The organism is Peptoniphilus grossensis ph5, from assembly GCF_000311825.1.
Classification (GTDB): domain Bacteria; phylum Bacillota; class Clostridia; order Tissierellales; family Peptoniphilaceae; genus Peptoniphilus_A; species Peptoniphilus_A hominis.
In genome coordinates this window covers 426,687-444,219 of sequence record NZ_HE978566.1, presented here as the reverse complement: position 1 = coordinate 444,219, position 17,533 = coordinate 426,687, and the positions used below count along the sequence as shown (strand labels likewise).

Here is a 17,533-nt window from a genome sequence, read left to right as displayed (position 1 = left end):
TAATTTAGATGAATTGGGGATTTTCAAATTTTATGTTAAAATTAATTTGGTGATAAAATGATTATATCAAATATAAGTTTTGAAAAGAAAAAATTTCACATTCTCTTTGACAGCGGCGAGGAAATTGAAATTTCTGAAGAAACTCTTATTGAGTTTGGACTCTATAAGGGTCAAGAAGTTGAAGATGAAATTATAGATAAATTAAAATTTGAAGATGAAAAGACTGAAGCACTTCTTTTGTCCTATAGATTTTTGCAAAGAAATAAAACTGAAAAACAACTCATTGACTACTTGTATAAAAATAAAATTAGTGTTGAAATTATTGACACAGTTATTCCAATTTTAAATGAGAAAAAATATTTAAATGACGAAGACTATGCAAGGCGTTACTTAAATGATGCCATGAATATAAAAAAATACGGTAAGATAAAGATTGTTTATATGCTAAGGTCTAAGGGAATTAAAAATGACATAATAGAAAAAATTATGAGAGATTACGACTATGAACTTGAATATCTAAATGCAGAAGACCTTCTCAGTAAAAAATTAGATGCAGAGGAAAAAGACCCCAAAAAAATAAATTCGGCAAAAAAATATTTGCAGGGTCGGGGCTTTGAATTTGAAATTATAAATTTTGCAGTTGATGAGTTTTTAGGGGGAGACTTAAATGTCTAGCTTCGTATATATTTTAAAGTGTGGAGATGGAAGCCTTTACACTGGCTATACCAATGACTTAGACAAGAGACTTAAGGCTCACAATAAGGGCATTGCATCAAAGTATACTGCCTCAAGACTCCCCCTTGTAATGGTCTTTAGTGAAAAGTGCAAGGACAAGTCCGACGCCCTAAAAAAAGAATATTTTATAAAAACTTTAAGCCGCAAAGATAAAATTAAATTAATTGAAAAAAAATTATCCCTTCAAGACTTGTATGATGAATATATTTTAAAAAAGACTGAAAAATAAAAACTGACTCTAAAATTTTTATAGAGTCAGTTATTTTTTACTTGATTTTATACATTTCCGTTAAAAAGTTATCTTCTTTTTCTATAAAGTCTCTTTGGCATAATTCATCTAACTTATTTTTTAAGTCGTCGTAGGACAAATTTTCTCCAGATTTTTTATTGTAATTCATTAAAACCACACTTAAATTTGAAGCATCAATTGGAAGTAAATCCTTTATGTCCATAAAAAACTTTTCATATTCTTCATTTTCATGGCCTTCAAGTTCATCAAAGGGATTTTCTGTGTGAGGTGAAAGTGTGTTTGCCGCCCTAATTCTTACAAAGGATGTGCGACCTTTTTTTGCTGATGAAATAAATACATCGCCTGAACTCAAATATGGAAGTCTCTTGGTCTCATCTGATGAAAGGTCTGTTTCTTCTTTTATTGTGTCAATGTCAGATGCCCTTACAGTTCTAAAAATTAGTTTTGTGTTTAGCTGTGCTGTAATTGTTTCATCTAAAAGCGTCGGCCTTTGCGTTGCAAGAATTAAAAATACTCCATACTTTCTTCCCTCTTGAGAAATTTCACGCAAAATACTTTTTGATGGAGTGTCAAAACCCTTTGGTGCAAAATTGTGGGCTTCGTCAGTAATTATTACAAAAGGTGGAAAATAGTCTACCTTTGCATTGTTTCTGTAAAGTTCGTCCCTATATTCCTTCCTTAGATAATATAATTTCGCCAAAAGATAAGTTGAAAATACATTTATCATTCTAGTTGAGCCTTGAAGAACAACTAATTTTCTTCTCTTTAATAAATCCAAGAGCTCGTCAATATTGTGGGAGAAAATTCCCTCGTTTTGTAGATTAATAAGTCTCCACAAGACTCCACGCACACTCATTGAATTACAAGTCTTGTCATATCTTTCATATACATCAAGAACTTCTTCTAGCCTATTCTTTTTACTTGTGTCTGGTTCTGCCGCAATTTCTGCAATTATTTTATCTCTTGAACCAATTTCTTGCCCTTCCAAAAGCATGTCTAGCTTATTTTTAAAGGACTCATAGCTTGAGCCCTTGGCTAACATTACATCAATAACATTTTTCATAGAATCTGTTAAAGGTGATGCTGCATTTAAAAGATTTTTTAAGTCTCTTTTTTGTAGTTCTTGAAATTTAATTCCTGTGTGGAGACCAATCTCAAGACACTTGAACTTGTCAGAATAATTTTTATCAGAAATTTCAGAATTATTAGAAAAATCCATTTCATAATGAGGGTCCATTACTATGGCAGGCACGCCCATTTCCATTAATTCTTCTAGTACAACTCTTAAGCCAAAGGACTTACCAGAACCTGATCCGCCAAAGACTCCTATGTGTGGGTATTGGTGCATGGACTTATAGTCAAATAAATAAGGAAGCTCCCTTTGCTTTAAGTATTCATTGTTTTCAAAAGTGCTGAAGAGATTTTTATAAATATCATCCATGCTTTCAGCAATATTGTCAGTGTTTTTTATGGAACCGAGAATCAATGAATTATTTGGCTTAGTGTCTATTAATAAATTTTTAATTTCATTAAATTCTGGTGCCCTCAAGTCACTTCCAGTTAAAGGTGGATAAAGTAACTCCTCAAAAAATCTTAGTTTTGCAACATAAACTGTTTCATCGCCAACATCATAACCCATAGAGCCTAGAGAAGATAAGACATCACTGTCAATAAAATCTCCGCCAATATCCAGAGGAATAAATCTGTTAAAAGTCTTTGAATCTACAACTTCTCCAATGATATCGCCTTGAACTGGGTCTTCAACTATTAAATATTCATTGTTTCTAAAGTTTTTTTCCTTTGAACCAATATATACTTCCCTTGTGGTAGTAATTCCAAGTACCTTCATTTTTCCTCCTATAAAGTTCTCTTGTCTCTTTCAGAAATAAAAAATCTTTCGTAAACATCTCTGTCCAAATATTCTTCTAAAAGCATTTTTAAAATATCATCTGTAATTTTTACATCCTTGTCCACTATGTCAAGCCAAAGAGGCACTCCCCTTGATGACATGGGTGTAAGCGTGTAAATCAAATTGCAAATTTCTCCAAGGTAATCCTCTTGCGTATCTAAAATATCCACTCCAACTGCTCCTGGGAACTTTGAAGTCCTCATAAATGCAGAAGAAAAGCCCTCGCCCATTCCGTCTTTGATGAATTTTTTATTTATTTCATTTTTAATTAAAATTGCTTCTCCAGTTTTTAATCTATTAAATAAAATTTCTCTGTCGTAAATAGATTCGTCAATTTCAAGACTTCTTGATATGACGTTCGTCTTGATGTCTTTAATAACTCCAAAGAGAATGATATTTTTCCTCTCACATTTATCTCGAAGTTCTTTAAATAAATCAAGACAGTTGATTTTATATCTTATGAAACCACCGTCCATCATCAAATAATCAAAATCGTATTTGTCAATGTATTCCAGTGCCGTTTCAATTTCAATAGTCGCCAAAAGTTTTTGTGAAAGATTTTGCTCATCAAAGAGTGAATTTAGTGTGGGCGTATAGACCTTGGTCTTATAAACTTCATTGCCATCTGTGGACTTGGCAAGACCTTGGAAAATTTCTATAAAGTGAGGAAAGGCTCCGCCAGACCTGTTGTTAGAACCATCAACTCCAACTGTCCTCTTGTATTTTGAAATTTCTTCCTTGTGAAATTTCTCCATTTTTATAATTTTTCCAACTTGGCTATTTATTTGATTCCTAAAATCTTCGTTGTTTAATTTAAAAACAAAGTCGTACTTGTCCCTTAAATTTATATTTACATCTTTTATTTGTCCTTCAAGTTCATTTAAATTTATCATAAATCCAAACTCTCCTTGTAAACATCATTCTTTGGAATATTATATTTTTTTGAAACTTCCTTAACAGCTTGAGATTTTTTCATTCCCTTTTTTAATTCTTCTTGCAAGAGTTCTCTTATGTCATAGGTCTCTTCTTCAGTCTTTCCCTCTAAGCAAATTACAAATTCGCCCTTTTCTCTTATATCTTTTTCAAGTATCTCTGATGTAGTAGACCTAATAGTTTCTTCAAAGACCTTAGTAATTTCTCTGGATATGGAAATTTTTCTCTCGCCAAAAACTTCGTTGACATCCTTTAAAAAGTCCTTGATCCTATGAGGTGCCTCGTAAAAAATTAAAGTAAATTTTAAGTCCTTTAAGGCTTCAAATTCCTTCTTCCTTGCAGAAGATTTATTTGATGTAAATCCATAGAAAAGAAAATGGTCTGTGTCAAGCCCAGATAAAACCAGGGCTGTTAAGGCTGCGTTGGCACCAGGTAAAACTCTAAAATCAATGTCCTCTTCGATTAATTTTTTCACAAGAACAGCACCTGGGTCAGATATGCCAGGCATGCCTGCGTCAGTTACAAGGGCTATGTCTTTATCCTTTATGTTCTCAATAATTTTTTCGGACATTTCAGCTTCGTTAAACTTGTGGTAAGTTCTAAGCTCTGCCTTTATGTCGTAGTGATTTAAAAGTTTTACTGTAACTCTTGTGTCCTCAGCAAAAATAGTGTCAACGGACTTTAAAATTTCAATTGTCCTTAGGGTTATGTCGCCTAAATTCCCAATAGGTGTTGGGCAAAAATAAATCACAGTATCACCTCGTTTTTATAAACTCTTTTCATCTCATCTGTGTAATCTAAACCATCTCTTATGTAAAAATCTCTAAAATCATTGCCAAAATTCGCCTGCTTTTTTGCAATAATTATAGATGATTTTGCCTTTTTATTTTTATTTCCATGAATATTTATAATATTCTTTACCTTTAGCCCCTTCTTATTTATCATATATATCACTTCTGCAAGTCTATAAGTAGGATAAATTATATAAAGACTGCCAGAATTTTTGAGCAGATAATTAATTATGTAAAGGCTAGCATCTATGTCAAAAAAATGCTTGGCTTGGGTTGTCTCAAACTTCATATTATCATAATCGTAGTAAGGCGGATTAAAAACCACTGCGTCAAAATAATTTGTAGCATAATAATTTTTTAAGTTAAAAATATCTTCTTCTAGCAAATTTATTTTATCTTCTAATTTGTTAAATGAAATAGATTTTTTTAAGGCTTTCAAGACATTTTTATTTTTATCAACTGCGTGAACTTCACCGAATCTAGGACAAATTCTTAGAGATAAAATTCCATTTCCACAGCCAAGGTCTAGAGCTCTTTGTCCACCTTTGACAAAGGAAGACAAAATCAAAGCATCGCTGGTGTATTTAAACTCATCTTCATCTTGAAAAATTATAAAATTTGTACCTGGAACCTTGTCCCTTTTCATATTTCACCCTTTAAAACCTTTAAAGCTTCCTTATATTTCTTATCCGCCTTTGCCTTTAATTCCTCTGTAGTGACACCATCAAGCTTTCCCCCTGGCATTAGGTCTTCTAACTTTACTAAATTATAATTTAATTTTCCATTAGCATAATATCTGTTGACATAGGTTGGATAAACACCATAGGATTTTAATTTCGTTTCGCCGCTTACATTGTCCTTCTCTATGACTAATTTGATTATGGCACCAGTATCTACACCAGATTTTTTTAAATTTTCTACTCTTTGGTTTGAAAGAGCATTGCCCATAGAATAAATAGTAAAATATTTTTTATCATTTTTATCTTCAACTTCATATCTTTGAAGCACATGAGGATGAGAGCCCAAAATAATATCGGCACCAGCATCTTGCAGCATTTCCTTTAAAAAAATCTGCCTTTCATTTGGCACTAGTTGATATTCGTTTCCCCAATGAGGATAGACAATAACAATATCAGAATTGTCCTTTAAATTTTGAATGTCAGACTTCACATCTTGAGCAAAGGTGTTAACAGAGTATTCTTTACCTCTCATCAAAGAATCCATGCCATTTAATGTGTCTGTAAAGGAAATAAGTCCAATTTTTATTCCATTTTTTTCAACAATTATTCCCTTGTCGCCATCTTCTGTAAGAGTTCCAAAATTTTTCATGCCACTTTCCTTTATGTGGGAGATAGTTTCCCCTATACCATCAAGTCCTGTGTCCAGGGCGTGATTGTTTGCAGTCGAAAGTGCATCAAATCCAGCATTTTTTAAAGAATAAATTGTTTCCTTAGGAAAATTAAAAAGTGGAAACCCTGATAACTTTCTATTTGAATTTACTGAGCCTTCAAAGTTTGCTAGGGCAAGGTCTGCTTCATTGATGTCAGCAGAAATATTGGCAAAAATTGGCGCGAAGTCGTAAGTATCATTGCTCCTATAATTTTTTACAATAGGTTGATGAAAAATCATATCCCCCATGGCAAGGATTTTTACTTCTGACTTGTCTTCCTTTTTTGTTTCTTCAGTTTTTAAATTTTTAGCTTCCCCTGTTTTATTTTCATTATTGCTAAAATCAAAATCCATAGTATAGGAAAGATAAAGTCCCAGTGTCAAAATAAAAATTACAGTAATAATGAAAATATTTTTTATGTTTTTCAATCTTCACCTCTGCTAAATTCGCAACCACAATAATCTTGTCTATACATATTAAATTTATCAGTTAGCTCAACTGACCTCTTAAAACCATTTTTCTTTTTAAAATCTGAAAATAAATAGTTAACCTTATATTTTTCTGAAAGAAATTTACCTAATCGATTTAAAATTTGTGAATCCTTGTGGGGTGAAATGGAAAGAGTTGTTGTGAAGTAGTCGTAATTATTTTCTGCAGCATACTTGGCTGCTGCCTCAAGCCTTTGCCTATAACACCTAAAGCATCTGGCTCCGCCTTCCTCATATTTTTCAAAGCCCTTGATGTAAGATAAAAATTCTTGGTGCTTGTATTTTATAACTTTCACATCAATTTTATCATCAAGTCCCAAGTCTTCTACAAGCTTAATTTGCTCATCAGACCTTCTATAAAACTCATCTGCGCTGTCTATGTTAGGATTGTAATAAAAGACGTCAATGTCAAAATAGTCACTTATTCTCTCCAAGACAGCAGAGGAGCAGGGACCACAACAAGAGTGCAAAAGAAGTTTAGGCTTATCTTCCCCACTAATATTTTTTATAACTTTTTCCATTTCCAAATTGTAATTAATTTTATTCAAAATATCACCTAAAAAATTAGACTAGTTGCCTAGTCCAAATTATTTTATATTCTTTTGTTCCTTCTTAGCTATAAGTCTAATTGCAATCCCAAAAATTATTATGCCAATACTGACAAGTTGAGATACTCTAAAATCACCAATATAAAGTGAATCTGTTCTCATTCCTTCAATGAAAAATCTTGCTATACCATAAACTATAGTGTAAACAGAAATAAGTTGACCCTCAAATTTTTGTCTTTTTGAAAGATAAAAGTACAAAAACAAGAAAATTGAAAAATTCACTATTGATTCGTAAAAAAATGTTGGATGAACTCTCTGTCCATCAACTAAAATTGCCCAAGGTACATCTGTTACGCCACCGTGAGCTTCGCCGTTGATATAATTTCCCCATCTGCCAATTGCTTGTGCAAGGGCAAGACCTGGCGCAACACAGTCAAGTAGTGTCAAGCAGTTTACTTTTTTTCGCTTGCAGAAAAAATAAATAGTAAGTCCACCAGCTATGATGCCTCCATAAATGGCAAGTCCGCCATTTCTTATGGCATAAATCTCATCTAAGTGCTGGCTATAATATTCCCACTCAAAAATTACATAGTAAAGCCTTGCGCCAAGAACTCCAATTAAAACTGCAAAGAGAGAAACATCTGTGGAAATATCCTTATAAAGACCCCTGCTATAATTTTTCTTTTCTGCCATTTTTTCAGTAAAAAATATGCCTAAAAAGACTCCAAGGGCTATTAAAATTCCGTACCACTTTACTTCTATTCCAAAAATTGTAAAGGCAACGGGATTTATTCTCATAATGATTTGCTCTCCTTATAAATTGCAAGACCGGCTGAGACACCAAGTCTATCTGCTCCATTATTTACCATTTCCATTGCTTTTTTATAGTCTCTAATTCCACCACTTGCCTTTACTTTAACCCTGTCAGAAACAGATTCCTTCATGAGTTTAACATCTTCTGCATCAGCTCCTGAAGTTGAAAAACCAGTTGAAGTCTTTACAAAATCAGCTCCAGCTTTATCAGCAAGTTGGCAGGCTTTTTTTATTTCATCCTTAGTTAAAAGGCAGTTTTCTAAAATTACTTTCAATATTGCGCCCTTGTCATGACAAATTTTTGCAAGCTCAGCAATTTCATTTTCAACTTCGTCAAATTTCTTTGACTTCATGTAGCCAATGTTAATGACCATGTCAATTTCGTCTGCGCCATTTTCAAGAGCGTTTTTTGTTTCAAAGGCTTTAGTTTCTAGAGTGTTTGCCCCTAAAGGAAAACCAATAACAGTACAGACTTTTACGCCAGTATCCTTTAACATTTCAGCACATTTTTTTACCCAAGTTGGATTTACACAAACTGAAAAGAAATTATATTCTATTGCTTCCTTAACAAGTTTTTCAATTTGCTCTTCACTTGCTTCAGGCTTTAAAAGTGTATGGTCTATAATTCTATTAATTTCCATTAATCTCTCTCCCAAGAAGTGTAGACATCAGTTACATCGTCATTGTCTTCCAAGGCGTCAATTAACTTATCCATATTTTTAATGTCATCTTCATCAGTAAGCTCAGTTGTAGTTTGTGGGATGTAAGTTATTTCAGATTCAATAAAAGAATGTCCAGCATCTTCTAAAACTTTTCTAACTTCAATATAATCTTCAGGAGCAGTTACAATTTCAAAGGCTTCTCCCCTATCGATTACATCTTCAGCTCCTGCATCAATGGCAGTAAGAGTAAATTCATCTTCGTCAAGTCCTTCCTTTAGAACTCCAAGAGAACCCTTTTTGTCAAACATAAAAGAAACACAACCAGGTTGTCCAAGATTTCCAGCATACTTGTCAAATAAATGTCTTACATCTGGTGCAGTTCTATTTCTATTGTCTGTCAAACAATTTACCATAACGGCAACTCCACCTGGACCATAACCTTCATAAACAATTTCTTCAAAGTTATCGTCATTATCTCCGCCGCCAGCTTTTGCAATTGCCCTATCGATGTTGTCGTTAGGCATATTTTCAGCCTTAGCCTTATCAATGGCAACCTTAAGAGATGGATTGTAATCTGGATCAAGTCCACCTTCCTTAGCAGCAACAGTTATTTGTCTAGCAAGTTTAGTAAAAATCTTGCCCTTCTTTGCGTCTTCCTTACCTTTTTTATTCTTAATATTATTCCATTTAGAATGTCCTGACATTTAATCACCTTTCTATATAAATCGCTATTTTTAGCATATTGATTATTATATTACATACTTTAACAAATCGTCAATAGTATGGACATAAGTAGAAGATTCTTGTACTTTTTATTTTATATCAAAAGTAAAGGAAACTATTACACCTGGAGATAGATTTTTAACTTCCATTTTTCCCTTATGAAGTTTGCAAATTTGTTTTGACACAAATAAGCCCATGCCATGAGTCTGAATTTCAGATAGATTTTCTTCATATAGTCTATTTATTACCCTATCTTCAATTGTACCTTCTTCATCTTTAATTGAGATTAGCAATTTTTTATCTATAAGGTCATAAATTATATAAGTTTTTCCCTTTCCATATTTAATGCTATTATTTAAAATATTTTCCAGCATCCTATAAAATAAATGGTCCTCCATTTTAATTTTTACTTCTTTATTTATTCTATTTTCAAAAATAAGATCCTTGCTGGGATTTTCATTTAAACTATTCACAATCAACTTTCTTATAACAGAAATTGGATCCCTATATTCAAAATGCTCATCACTTAGGTTTTCAAGGCTATTGGTCAAATTTAAGTCCTCTATAATTTTACTTATCTTTATAATTTGATCTTCCATTTTTTCAATTTCCACTGAGTTTTCCCTTGTTTTAAGACCTTCCAGTTCCCAGGAAAGCTTTGTGAGAGGAGTCCTTATGTCGTGACTGATTCCTCTAAGCCAACTAGATTGACTTTCCTTTAGCTTAATGTAATTGCTATTAGCCTCATTAATAGTCTCAGAAATTTCTTTTAATTCTCCCTCCTCTTGGAGCTTTTTATAATCATGGTCAAAAACATTATTTATAGCTTCTTGAAGTGGGTTTAATTTCTTAAAAATACTTTTAACTTCATGCAGATAAAATATATAAACTAATAGGACAAAGAAGACAACACTGATTATAAAGATAAAAAAATTTATTTTTGCCAAATCATAATTATAATAATTAAAGGGTAGCTTATCTAAGGAATTTTTTGGATAAGCTAAAACTAATATTCCATCACCTACTACAAAGGTAAAGACAGGATAATCATTTAAGTAATACCTAGTAAATCTTACAACATCACTTATGTCAAATTTATTTTTAACCTCTTGAGGCTTGTTAAAACTTTCAATTACTTCTCCATTTTTATCAATTCTTATTGCCCAAATATTTTTATCTTCTAGGTATTTCTTATTCTCAATAGTAAAATAAATTTCTTTAGCTTTACCCACATCTTTATTCTTTTCTACAAATTCAAATACCTTGCTTGGCTCTATATATTTTTTTGAAAATTTAAAACTTGAATAAAAAATTCCAATTAAACTCAAAATCATTAACATTAATAAAATAAATACAAATAAGGCGAATTTTTTTAGTTTTTTAAAAAAATAATTTAACATTCTTTATTATCTCCAAGTAACTTGTAACCCAAGCCCTTTACTGTAATAAGTATTTTTGGATTTGCTGGATCATCTTCAAGTTTATCCCTTAACCTATAAATGTGAGTAATAAGTGTGTTTTCGTAGCCAAAACTTTCCTCCCAGCACCTATCTATTATTTGGTCTATTGAAACAATTTTATTAATATTAATAGCAAGATAATCTAAAATTTTGAACTGTTTTGCAGTTAATTGTATTTCTTCCTTATTTTTTATTAAAATTGCCCTTTCCCTATCAAAGACAATCCTACCTAATAAGGTAATTTTATCGTTTTTGTTTTGATAGGTCCTTCTTAAGACTGCCTCAATTCTCCATAACAAATCTTCAGGCAAAAATGGTTTAACAATATAATCATCAACTTCTAAGTCAAAGCCAACTTTTTTGTCATCAATTCCACTTAAGGCTGATAGAATAATCACAGGCAAGCTAGATTTTTCCCTAAGTTTCTCTAATAAATCAAAACCGCTGCCATCGGGAAGCATTATATCTAATATCATTAAATCCACTTTATTATTCTTAAGCTTAAAGCTTGCTTCCTTAATATTTTTTGCCGTCATAACATTGTTATAGCCCTTGTTTTTTAAAAATTTATACATACTAGTTATCAAATAATCTTCATCGTCAACTAATAGTATCCTTGCATCTCTAAAATTATTCATTTCTTTCTCCTTTAGGCTTATTTTATCACATAAAAATTTAATATTTGTAATTGTGATGTAAAAGTAATCTACTTAAAACCCTTGTGTTATGGAGTCTATTTATAATGAATAAAAAAAGAAGGGAGAATATAATGACGAATATTTTAAAAATCGAAAATCTTAGCAAATCCTATGATAAAAATTTAGTTTTAAAAAATATTAATTTAGAAATTGAAGAAGGAAGTATTTTTGGGCTTATAGGTCCCAATGGAGCTGGAAAGTCTACTCTTATGAAATCAATTCTAGGTTTAGTTAAAAAAGATTCTGGCAGCATAAGTTTATATGGAAAGGAAATTAATGCAAAAAATCAAAAAGAAACAAATAAAAATTTAGGTTCCTTAATTGAAAACCCATCCTTTTATGACCATCTAACTGCCTATGACAATTTAGACCTTATCTGTGATATGAAAAATATAAAAAAAGATAATATTGATAAGGTTTTAAAGGATGTTGGGTTATTTACAAGTAAAAATAAAAAAGTCAGAGATTTTTCTCTTGGCATGAAGCAAAGGCTGGGTATAGCCATAGCTCTTATTGGTAATCCTAAATTTTTAATCTTAGATGAACCTATTAATGGACTTGATCCCTATGGCATTGAAGAAATGAGAGATTTATTCAAAAATATTGTAAAAAATTCGAATACAAGTATTTTAATCTCCTCACATATCTTGGATGAAATCGAAAAAATTTCAAGTCACATAGGTATTTTAAAAAATGGAGTTTTGACTTACAGTGGTTCTTTAAAAGAATACAGGGACCTCCATCCACCAATAATTGTTTTAAAGACTTCAGATAACCTTAAGGCTTCAAAGCTACTTGAACTTCCTCAAGGAAATATACTTGATGATTATTTAGTACTGGGAAATAAAAGTGAAGAAGAAGTTGCAAAAATAATAAAAATCCTCGTAAATACAGTTGATATTTATAGAGTAGAAAAAAGAAAAGAAAGTCTTGAAAAATTATTTATTCAAGAAACAAGTGCAAGGTGATGCCATGAAAAATTTAGAAATAAAAAAGAATAAGGGATTAAAATTAAATTTTACAATTTTAATTTTATTTTCCATACATTTATTTTCTATCCTTATAGCCTTTAAGACAACAGACTTTCAAGTTAATAAATATCCCCTTGCAAGGATATTAGATTCTTATTTAGCAATTTCATTATTTTTTAATCCTCTTGCCCTATCATCTCTTGTAAAAAAAGTAATTGAGATTGAAGAAAAGAATAATATGTGGCAAATGCAAATAAGTCTTGGCTTAAGAGTTCAAAAAATATTATTAAATAAAATTAAAACTTTGTCCTTAAAAATTTTATTAATCCAAATTCTTGAATGGTTACTAATTATATTTTTATCAAGCAAAAGCAAAAATTTTAACTTGGATATAGACTTGATAAAGAGAATTGTAATTTACTTTTTAACAACTTTATCCATTAATATTTCCATGCTCTTAATTTTTACAATAATTGAAATTAAAAGTAAAAAAATTTACTTCTCCCTTTTCTTTTCAATCGTTGGAGCAATGTCAGGAATAATTACTATGCTCACATCAAAAGTTTTATCGCAAATAAATCCCTTTGGACTCTTTGCTACTATCTTAAATATAAATTATGTAAAAGATGGAGAGATTTTTAGGCAGACTATGAATAATATAAATTATCTCACTTTATTAATTAGTTTATTTTATATTTTCCTTGCCCTTATTTATATCTTAAAAAATAATAAATTTAGGCTATCTAAAGAAGTATAGGAGGCAAAAATGTTAAAAATAGAATTAAAAAAATTAAAATTATTTTCACTCTTAGCGACAATATTAATAATTCCCTTTCTGGCAAATATTTTTGGGACCCTAAATTATTTGTTAAATAAAGAAGTTTTACAAAATAAATGGCAAAGTCTTTGGACTCAGACATCACTATTTTACTTTATGTTTTTTATAATACCTCTTATTTCAATTATCGTTTCAAGCCTATGGTCAGTAGAACATAAGGCGGGATTAAAATTAATAAGGACCAGCCCCCTAAAAAATATTAATTTTATTATGGCAAAATCCTTCATCGCCTTTATAATAATAGCCTTCACTCAAATATATTTTTTATTACTATTTGTATTAAGTGGTAAATTTATATGTGGCTTTAACATTGAAGGATTAAGGCTATACTTTTATTATGTTGGAATAAGTATCCTATCTTCCATTCCAATTATTTCCATAATGAATTATCTGAGTTTAAAAACAAAATCTTTAGGTTTAATAGTTCTTATTTCAGTATTAATTTCAATTTTTGGTTTTGGTCTTGTGGCACAGAATATAATTCCATCACTTCAATATATTGTAGCCTCCAGTAAACTTGCTATTACTACAAATCATTTTGAACTAATAGATAAAATGGGCGGCATGAAAATGCTTATATCTTCTTTAATTGAAGCAAGTCTTTTTACAATACTATCTAATAGATTTTTAAAGTATGAATGATAAAAATATATTTTTAAAAAAATTTTTATTAAAATTTACTTGACAAAAAAAATTTTGCTATTTATAATTGCACACATAGACTTTGAAGAGGAGAGTACATTGTAAAACTTTTCACAGAGAGATTTCATTTGGTGAAAGAAATCAAAAGAATTACCTTGGAACATGGCCTTGGAGTTATCGCACCGAGACAAGCGTTTAGGCTGCGACAGGTACGCCTGTTATAGCGTTCGGAGTATGTTGGTACTCTATGAGGTTATTTTAGCGATAAAATAATAAAAAAAGGTGGTAACACGAAGCACAGCTTTCGTCCTTTAGGGACGGGAGCTTTTTTTATTTTATAAAAGCTTTATCTTATCAGAATTTATTTTTAATCCTTTGAGCTGCCGACAAATTTATTTATAATTTATGGAGGACAAAATGACAAAGAAAAATTTAGGAACATTATGTGTACAAGCTGGTTACGAACCAAAAAATGGTGAACCAAGAGTATTGCCAATTATTCAATCAACAACTTTTAAATACGATTCATCTGAACAAATGGGTAATCTTTTCGACTTAAAGGAAGCAGGTTACTTTTACACAAGACTATCAAACCCAACAAATGATGCTGTTGCAAATAAAATTGTAGCTCTTGAAGGTGGCGTTGCAGGAATTTTAACATCATCAGGTCAAGCTGCAAACTTTTATGCACTTTTAAATATTTTAAAAGCAGGCGACCATGTAATTTCATCTTCAGCAATTTATGGTGGAACATACAATTTAATTGCCCACACAATGAAGGACCTTGGCATCGAATCAACTTTTGTTGATCCAGCAATTTCACTTGAAGATTTAAATAAAGAATTTAAAGAAAATACAAAGGCAGTCTTTGGAGAAACTCTTTCCAATCCATCCCTTCAAATTTTAGACATTGAAACTTTTGCAAAAGCTGCTCACGACCATGGAGTGCCACTAATAGTTGACAACACCTTCCCTACTCCAATTTTCTTGAGACCAATTGAATGGGGCGCTGACATTGTAACTCACTCCACTACAAAGTACATGAATGGATTTGCCAATTCTGTTGGCGGAGCTGTAATTGACTCTGGAAACTTTGACTGGTCAAAACACAAGGACAAATTCCCAGGACTTACTGAGCCAGATGAAACTTATCATGGAGTAGTTTATACTGAAAGCTTTGGCAAAGGTGCATACATTACAAAAATGACTACAACTCTAATGAGGGACCTTGGCAGTATTCCATCACCACAAAATTCCTTTTATTTGGGCATTGGACTTGAAACTTTACATTTGAGAATGCCAAGACATTACGAAAATGCCCTTGCAGTTGCAAAATTCTTAGAAAATAACGATAAAATTTCTTGGGTAAGCTTTTCTGCCCTAGAAAAGGATTCACAACATGAACTTGCAAAAAAATATTTGCCAGAAGGTTCCTGTGGAGTAATTTCCTTTGGAGTAAAGGGTGGAAGAGATGCCGCTACAAAATTCATGGACTCACTAAAACTTGCAGCCGTTGTAACTCATGTTGCTGACTCAAGAACTTGTGTCCTACACCCTGCATCTACAACTCACAGACAAATGAATGAAGAAGAACTTAAACAAGCTGGCATTAGCTCTGACTTAATAAGAATGAGCGTGGGCATTGAAGATGCAGAAGACATCATTGAAGATATCAAAGGAGCTCTTCAAGCTATTTAATTTATTTATCATCACCATATTAAATACTAAAAAAGAACTTGGTTTTATTGCCAAGTTCTTTTCACTTTAATTTTCTTTTTATCAAAATTTATTTTTTTAAATTAATCGTAACTGTCTTATTGACATCATCCCATTCAATATCTTGGTCAATGCCGTCCTTGGTATTTCCATTTGTAAGTCCAAAAACATTCCCTACATTGGAAATAGATACAAGAATTCTTCCATTAATATTTAGTGGCTTTGAATCCATTTTTATAACTTTTCCATTAGACAAGACAATTTCATTTCCATCAATTTGGATTTTTGCAACTAATCCATTATTTGTAAAAGTTGCAATCCTAGTATGCGAATCCCATTCTACTCTTGCGCCAATCATTTCAGCAAGAGACCTAAGTGGCAGCATAAGTCTGTCATTTTTTATTACAGGAACAACATCCATTCTTTTCTTTTGAGAAACTCCATCTTTAACAATTTCGTATTCTCCACTTAAAACATTTATGATGTGTCTTAGGCCCTTATTTTTATTATCATTAATTTTGCTTTTAGCTAGGTAAGTTTTAATCTCGCTAGAATTTTTATTGTAATCCCTATTTTTAAGATTTGGAAAAATATTTCCTGTCCTAGGTCTTGGCTTAGAGCTTGGTTTTTGATTTGGCTTTTGATCTGGTTTAGGATTTGGCTTTTGGTCTGGTTTAGGATTAGGGTTAGGGTTAGGGTTAGGGTTAGGGTTAGGGTTAGGGTTAGGGTTAGGGTTAGGATTTGGATTTGGGTTTGGCTTTGTTTTTTCAACAACACTTGATTCTACTTTATCAGATTCTTTTTTTCCTTTTTCAATTTGCGTAAAGTAAAGCTTGTCGCCCTTCTTTACTTCCCTATCTAATTTAACTTCCCAATTTCCGCCATCAGAAACTTTAGCCTCAAGAACTTTCTTCTCTCCAAGATAAATTTTTATTATTGAGCCAGAGATACCTTTACCCTTAATGAACTTGTCGCCTTCAGTTACTTTGTCAGCAGTAGGTTTAGCAGATGTTGCTTGTTTTCTCTTCCAAGTGCCAGAAATTTTTTCATCTTTTTCTACTTTTAAAAATTTTGTTGGATTCCATCCAGCAAAAGTCCATTCATAAACCTTTGTAACTTCTCCAGAACCATCTTTTAGAGTTTCAACGAAGTTTTCTGGTTTAGTTGGTTCATAGGCTTCTCCCTTTTTAACCTTAATCTCACTTGGCATTTTATCCATTAATTCTTGTGGTAAAGAATTAATCTCCTCATTACCCTTGTCGGAATCATAACCATTAAACTCAAAACTTATTTTAAATGACTTAACAACTCTTGCAGTAAAGGACTTATTGTTTTCACTAACAATATAATTTTCTGGCTCCCATTTAAGATCAGAATAAGAATCATCAGCTGGCATGGCAGAAATATTATCAAAAATATTCTTATTAGTTGGCAGCTGGAAGTCATGAATATTTGTACCTGGTTTTATCTTAAAGGTTTGGAAAGGAATAGGATGTTCTGCGTCTCCCACCTGTTCATTTAAACCACTTTTAACTTTACTTCCCTCTCCTAGGAAGAAAGTTGTTGTTACTGCATCCTTTGGCGTATTTGCATAAGTAGAAGCAGTTACATGTGGAAAAACATAAAGCTTTTGATCTTTAACTTCAATAGAAGATTTGTCTTTAAAAGTTACTACAATTTTTCCTTGGCTTCCATTTGGTGCTTGTAAACTAGAAGCTCTTCCGTCGCCTTCAAATTTAGCCTCATCAAAGGCTCTTCTAAGCTCAGGATTATTTACAGAAGTGTCTAACTCAACTCCATCCTTCCAATTAATTAAGTCCCCTTGCCAAAGAGAAATATCAACTGGGATTAAATTATTTTTCCCAATTCTTTCTGCAAAGCTTTGACCTTGATTAGGAAGCTGTCCCTGCTTTTCTTCAGGCAAGTTTAAATTTGGATCTCTGTCAATTATTTTTCCACTGTATTT

The 17,533-nt window shown here is 31.7% G+C and carries 18 protein-coding genes and 1 other annotated feature; of the genes, 6 read left to right on the top strand and 12 right to left on the bottom strand.

All coding sequences use genetic code 11. The annotated features are described in order from the left end of the window. Window positions 1-57: 57 nt before the first annotated feature. Both HGPG_RS02050 and HGPG_RS02045 read left to right on the top strand, forming a co-directional pair. Window positions 58-675 (top strand): regulatory protein RecX, encoded by a 618-nt coding sequence (locus HGPG_RS02050; protein WP_019124390.1) that lies wholly within the window; start codon window positions 58-60, stop codon window positions 673-675. Continuing rightward, window positions 668-964 (top strand): GIY-YIG nuclease family protein, encoded by a 297-nt coding sequence (locus HGPG_RS02045; RefSeq protein ID WP_019124389.1) that lies wholly within the window; start codon window positions 668-670, stop codon window positions 962-964. Before HGPG_RS02050 ends, HGPG_RS02045 begins: the two co-directional genes overlap by 8 nt. Before the next feature lie 37 nt (window positions 965-1,001). On the opposite strand, the gene HGPG_RS02040 is transcribed toward HGPG_RS02045, so the two are convergent. The 11 genes from HGPG_RS02040 to HGPG_RS01990 all read right to left on the bottom strand — a co-directional run bounded on the left by HGPG_RS02040 (window position 1,002) and on the right by HGPG_RS01990 (window position 11,340). Further along, window positions 1,002-2,834, bottom strand: coding sequence for an ATP-binding protein (locus HGPG_RS02040; RefSeq protein ID WP_019124388.1), 1,833 nt, complete (start codon window positions 2,832-2,834; stop codon window positions 1,002-1,004). 8 nt (window positions 2,835-2,842) lie between these two features. Continuing rightward, a complete protein-coding gene (locus HGPG_RS02035; protein WP_019124387.1) occupies window positions 2,843-3,787 on the bottom strand; it encodes a DNA double-strand break repair nuclease NurA in 945 nt (314 codons plus the stop codon). After that, on the bottom strand, window positions 3,784-4,578 hold the full coding sequence (rsmI, locus tag HGPG_RS02030) for a 16S rRNA (cytidine(1402)-2'-O)-methyltransferase (protein ID WP_019124386.1): 795 nt from the start codon (window positions 4,576-4,578) through the stop codon (window positions 3,784-3,786). Before rsmI ends, HGPG_RS02035 begins: the two co-directional genes overlap by 4 nt. Further along, window positions 4,575-5,264, bottom strand: a complete 690-nt coding sequence (locus HGPG_RS02025) for a tRNA1(Val) (adenine(37)-N6)-methyltransferase (RefSeq protein WP_019124385.1) — start codon at window positions 5,262-5,264, stop codon at window positions 4,575-4,577. The genes rsmI and HGPG_RS02025 overlap by 4 nt, the downstream gene beginning before the upstream one ends. Beyond that, complete coding sequence (locus HGPG_RS02020; protein ID WP_019124384.1) at window positions 5,261-6,436, bottom strand: CapA family protein; 1,176 nt, start codon at window positions 6,434-6,436, stop codon at window positions 5,261-5,263. Before HGPG_RS02020 ends, HGPG_RS02025 begins: the two co-directional genes overlap by 4 nt. After that, entirely contained in the window at window positions 6,433-7,044 is a 612-nt protein-coding gene (locus HGPG_RS02015) for an epoxyqueuosine reductase QueH (protein ID WP_019124383.1), read from the bottom strand. The genes HGPG_RS02020 and HGPG_RS02015 overlap by 4 nt, the downstream gene beginning before the upstream one ends. Before the next feature lie 39 nt (window positions 7,045-7,083). Continuing rightward, window positions 7,084-7,842 (bottom strand): prolipoprotein diacylglyceryl transferase, encoded by a 759-nt coding sequence (gene lgt, locus HGPG_RS02010; protein ID WP_019124382.1) that lies wholly within the window; start codon window positions 7,840-7,842, stop codon window positions 7,084-7,086. Next, window positions 7,839-8,498, bottom strand: coding sequence for a deoxyribose-phosphate aldolase (gene deoC / locus HGPG_RS02005; RefSeq protein ID WP_019124381.1), 660 nt, complete (start codon window positions 8,496-8,498; stop codon window positions 7,839-7,841). The genes lgt and deoC overlap by 4 nt, the downstream gene beginning before the upstream one ends. Beyond that, window positions 8,498-9,223, bottom strand: a complete 726-nt coding sequence (locus tag HGPG_RS02000) for a YebC/PmpR family DNA-binding transcriptional regulator (protein WP_019124380.1) — start codon at window positions 9,221-9,223, stop codon at window positions 8,498-8,500. The genes deoC and HGPG_RS02000 overlap by 1 nt, the downstream gene beginning before the upstream one ends. Before the next feature lie 108 nt (window positions 9,224-9,331). Beyond that, window positions 9,332-10,642: a sensor histidine kinase gene (locus HGPG_RS01995; RefSeq protein WP_019124379.1), complete on the bottom strand. Its 1,311-nt coding sequence runs from the start codon at window positions 10,640-10,642 to the stop codon at window positions 9,332-9,334. Continuing rightward, window positions 10,636-11,340, bottom strand: a complete 705-nt coding sequence (locus HGPG_RS01990; protein WP_019124378.1) for a response regulator transcription factor — start codon at window positions 11,338-11,340, stop codon at window positions 10,636-10,638. The genes HGPG_RS01995 and HGPG_RS01990 overlap by 7 nt, the downstream gene beginning before the upstream one ends. Window positions 11,341-11,471: 131 nt before the next feature. On the opposite strand from HGPG_RS01990, the gene HGPG_RS01985 reads away from it, so the two are divergent. The 4 genes from HGPG_RS01985 (at window position 11,472) to HGPG_RS01970 (ending at window position 15,549) form a co-directional block, all read left to right on the top strand. Continuing rightward, window positions 11,472-12,368 carry an ABC transporter ATP-binding protein gene (locus HGPG_RS01985; RefSeq protein ID WP_036731373.1) on the top strand — a complete coding sequence of 299 codons (897 nt, stop codon included), beginning with the start codon at window positions 11,472-11,474 and terminating at the stop codon, window positions 12,366-12,368. Between the two features lie 4 nt (window positions 12,369-12,372). Then, complete coding sequence (locus tag HGPG_RS01980) at window positions 12,373-13,128, top strand: ABC-2 transporter permease family protein (RefSeq protein WP_019124376.1); 756 nt, start codon at window positions 12,373-12,375, stop codon at window positions 13,126-13,128. 9 nt (window positions 13,129-13,137) lie between these two features. Beyond that, a complete protein-coding gene (locus HGPG_RS01975) occupies window positions 13,138-13,851 on the top strand; it encodes an ABC transporter permease (protein ID WP_019124375.1) in 714 nt (237 codons plus the stop codon). A 73-nt stretch (window positions 13,852-13,924) separates the two neighbouring features. After that, window positions 13,925-14,166, top strand: a binding site (T-box leader). A 102-nt stretch (window positions 14,167-14,268) separates the two neighbouring features. Further along, window positions 14,269-15,549 carry an O-acetylhomoserine aminocarboxypropyltransferase/cysteine synthase family protein gene (locus HGPG_RS01970; protein ID WP_019124374.1) on the top strand — a complete coding sequence of 427 codons (1,281 nt, stop codon included), beginning with the start codon at window positions 14,269-14,271 and terminating at the stop codon, window positions 15,547-15,549. An 88-nt stretch (window positions 15,550-15,637) separates the two neighbouring features. Here the strand turns inward: HGPG_RS01970 and HGPG_RS09925 are convergent. Then, window positions 15,638-17,533: stalk domain-containing protein (locus HGPG_RS09925; RefSeq protein ID WP_019124373.1), on the bottom strand; the 1,896-nt coding region annotated here is incomplete at its 5' end.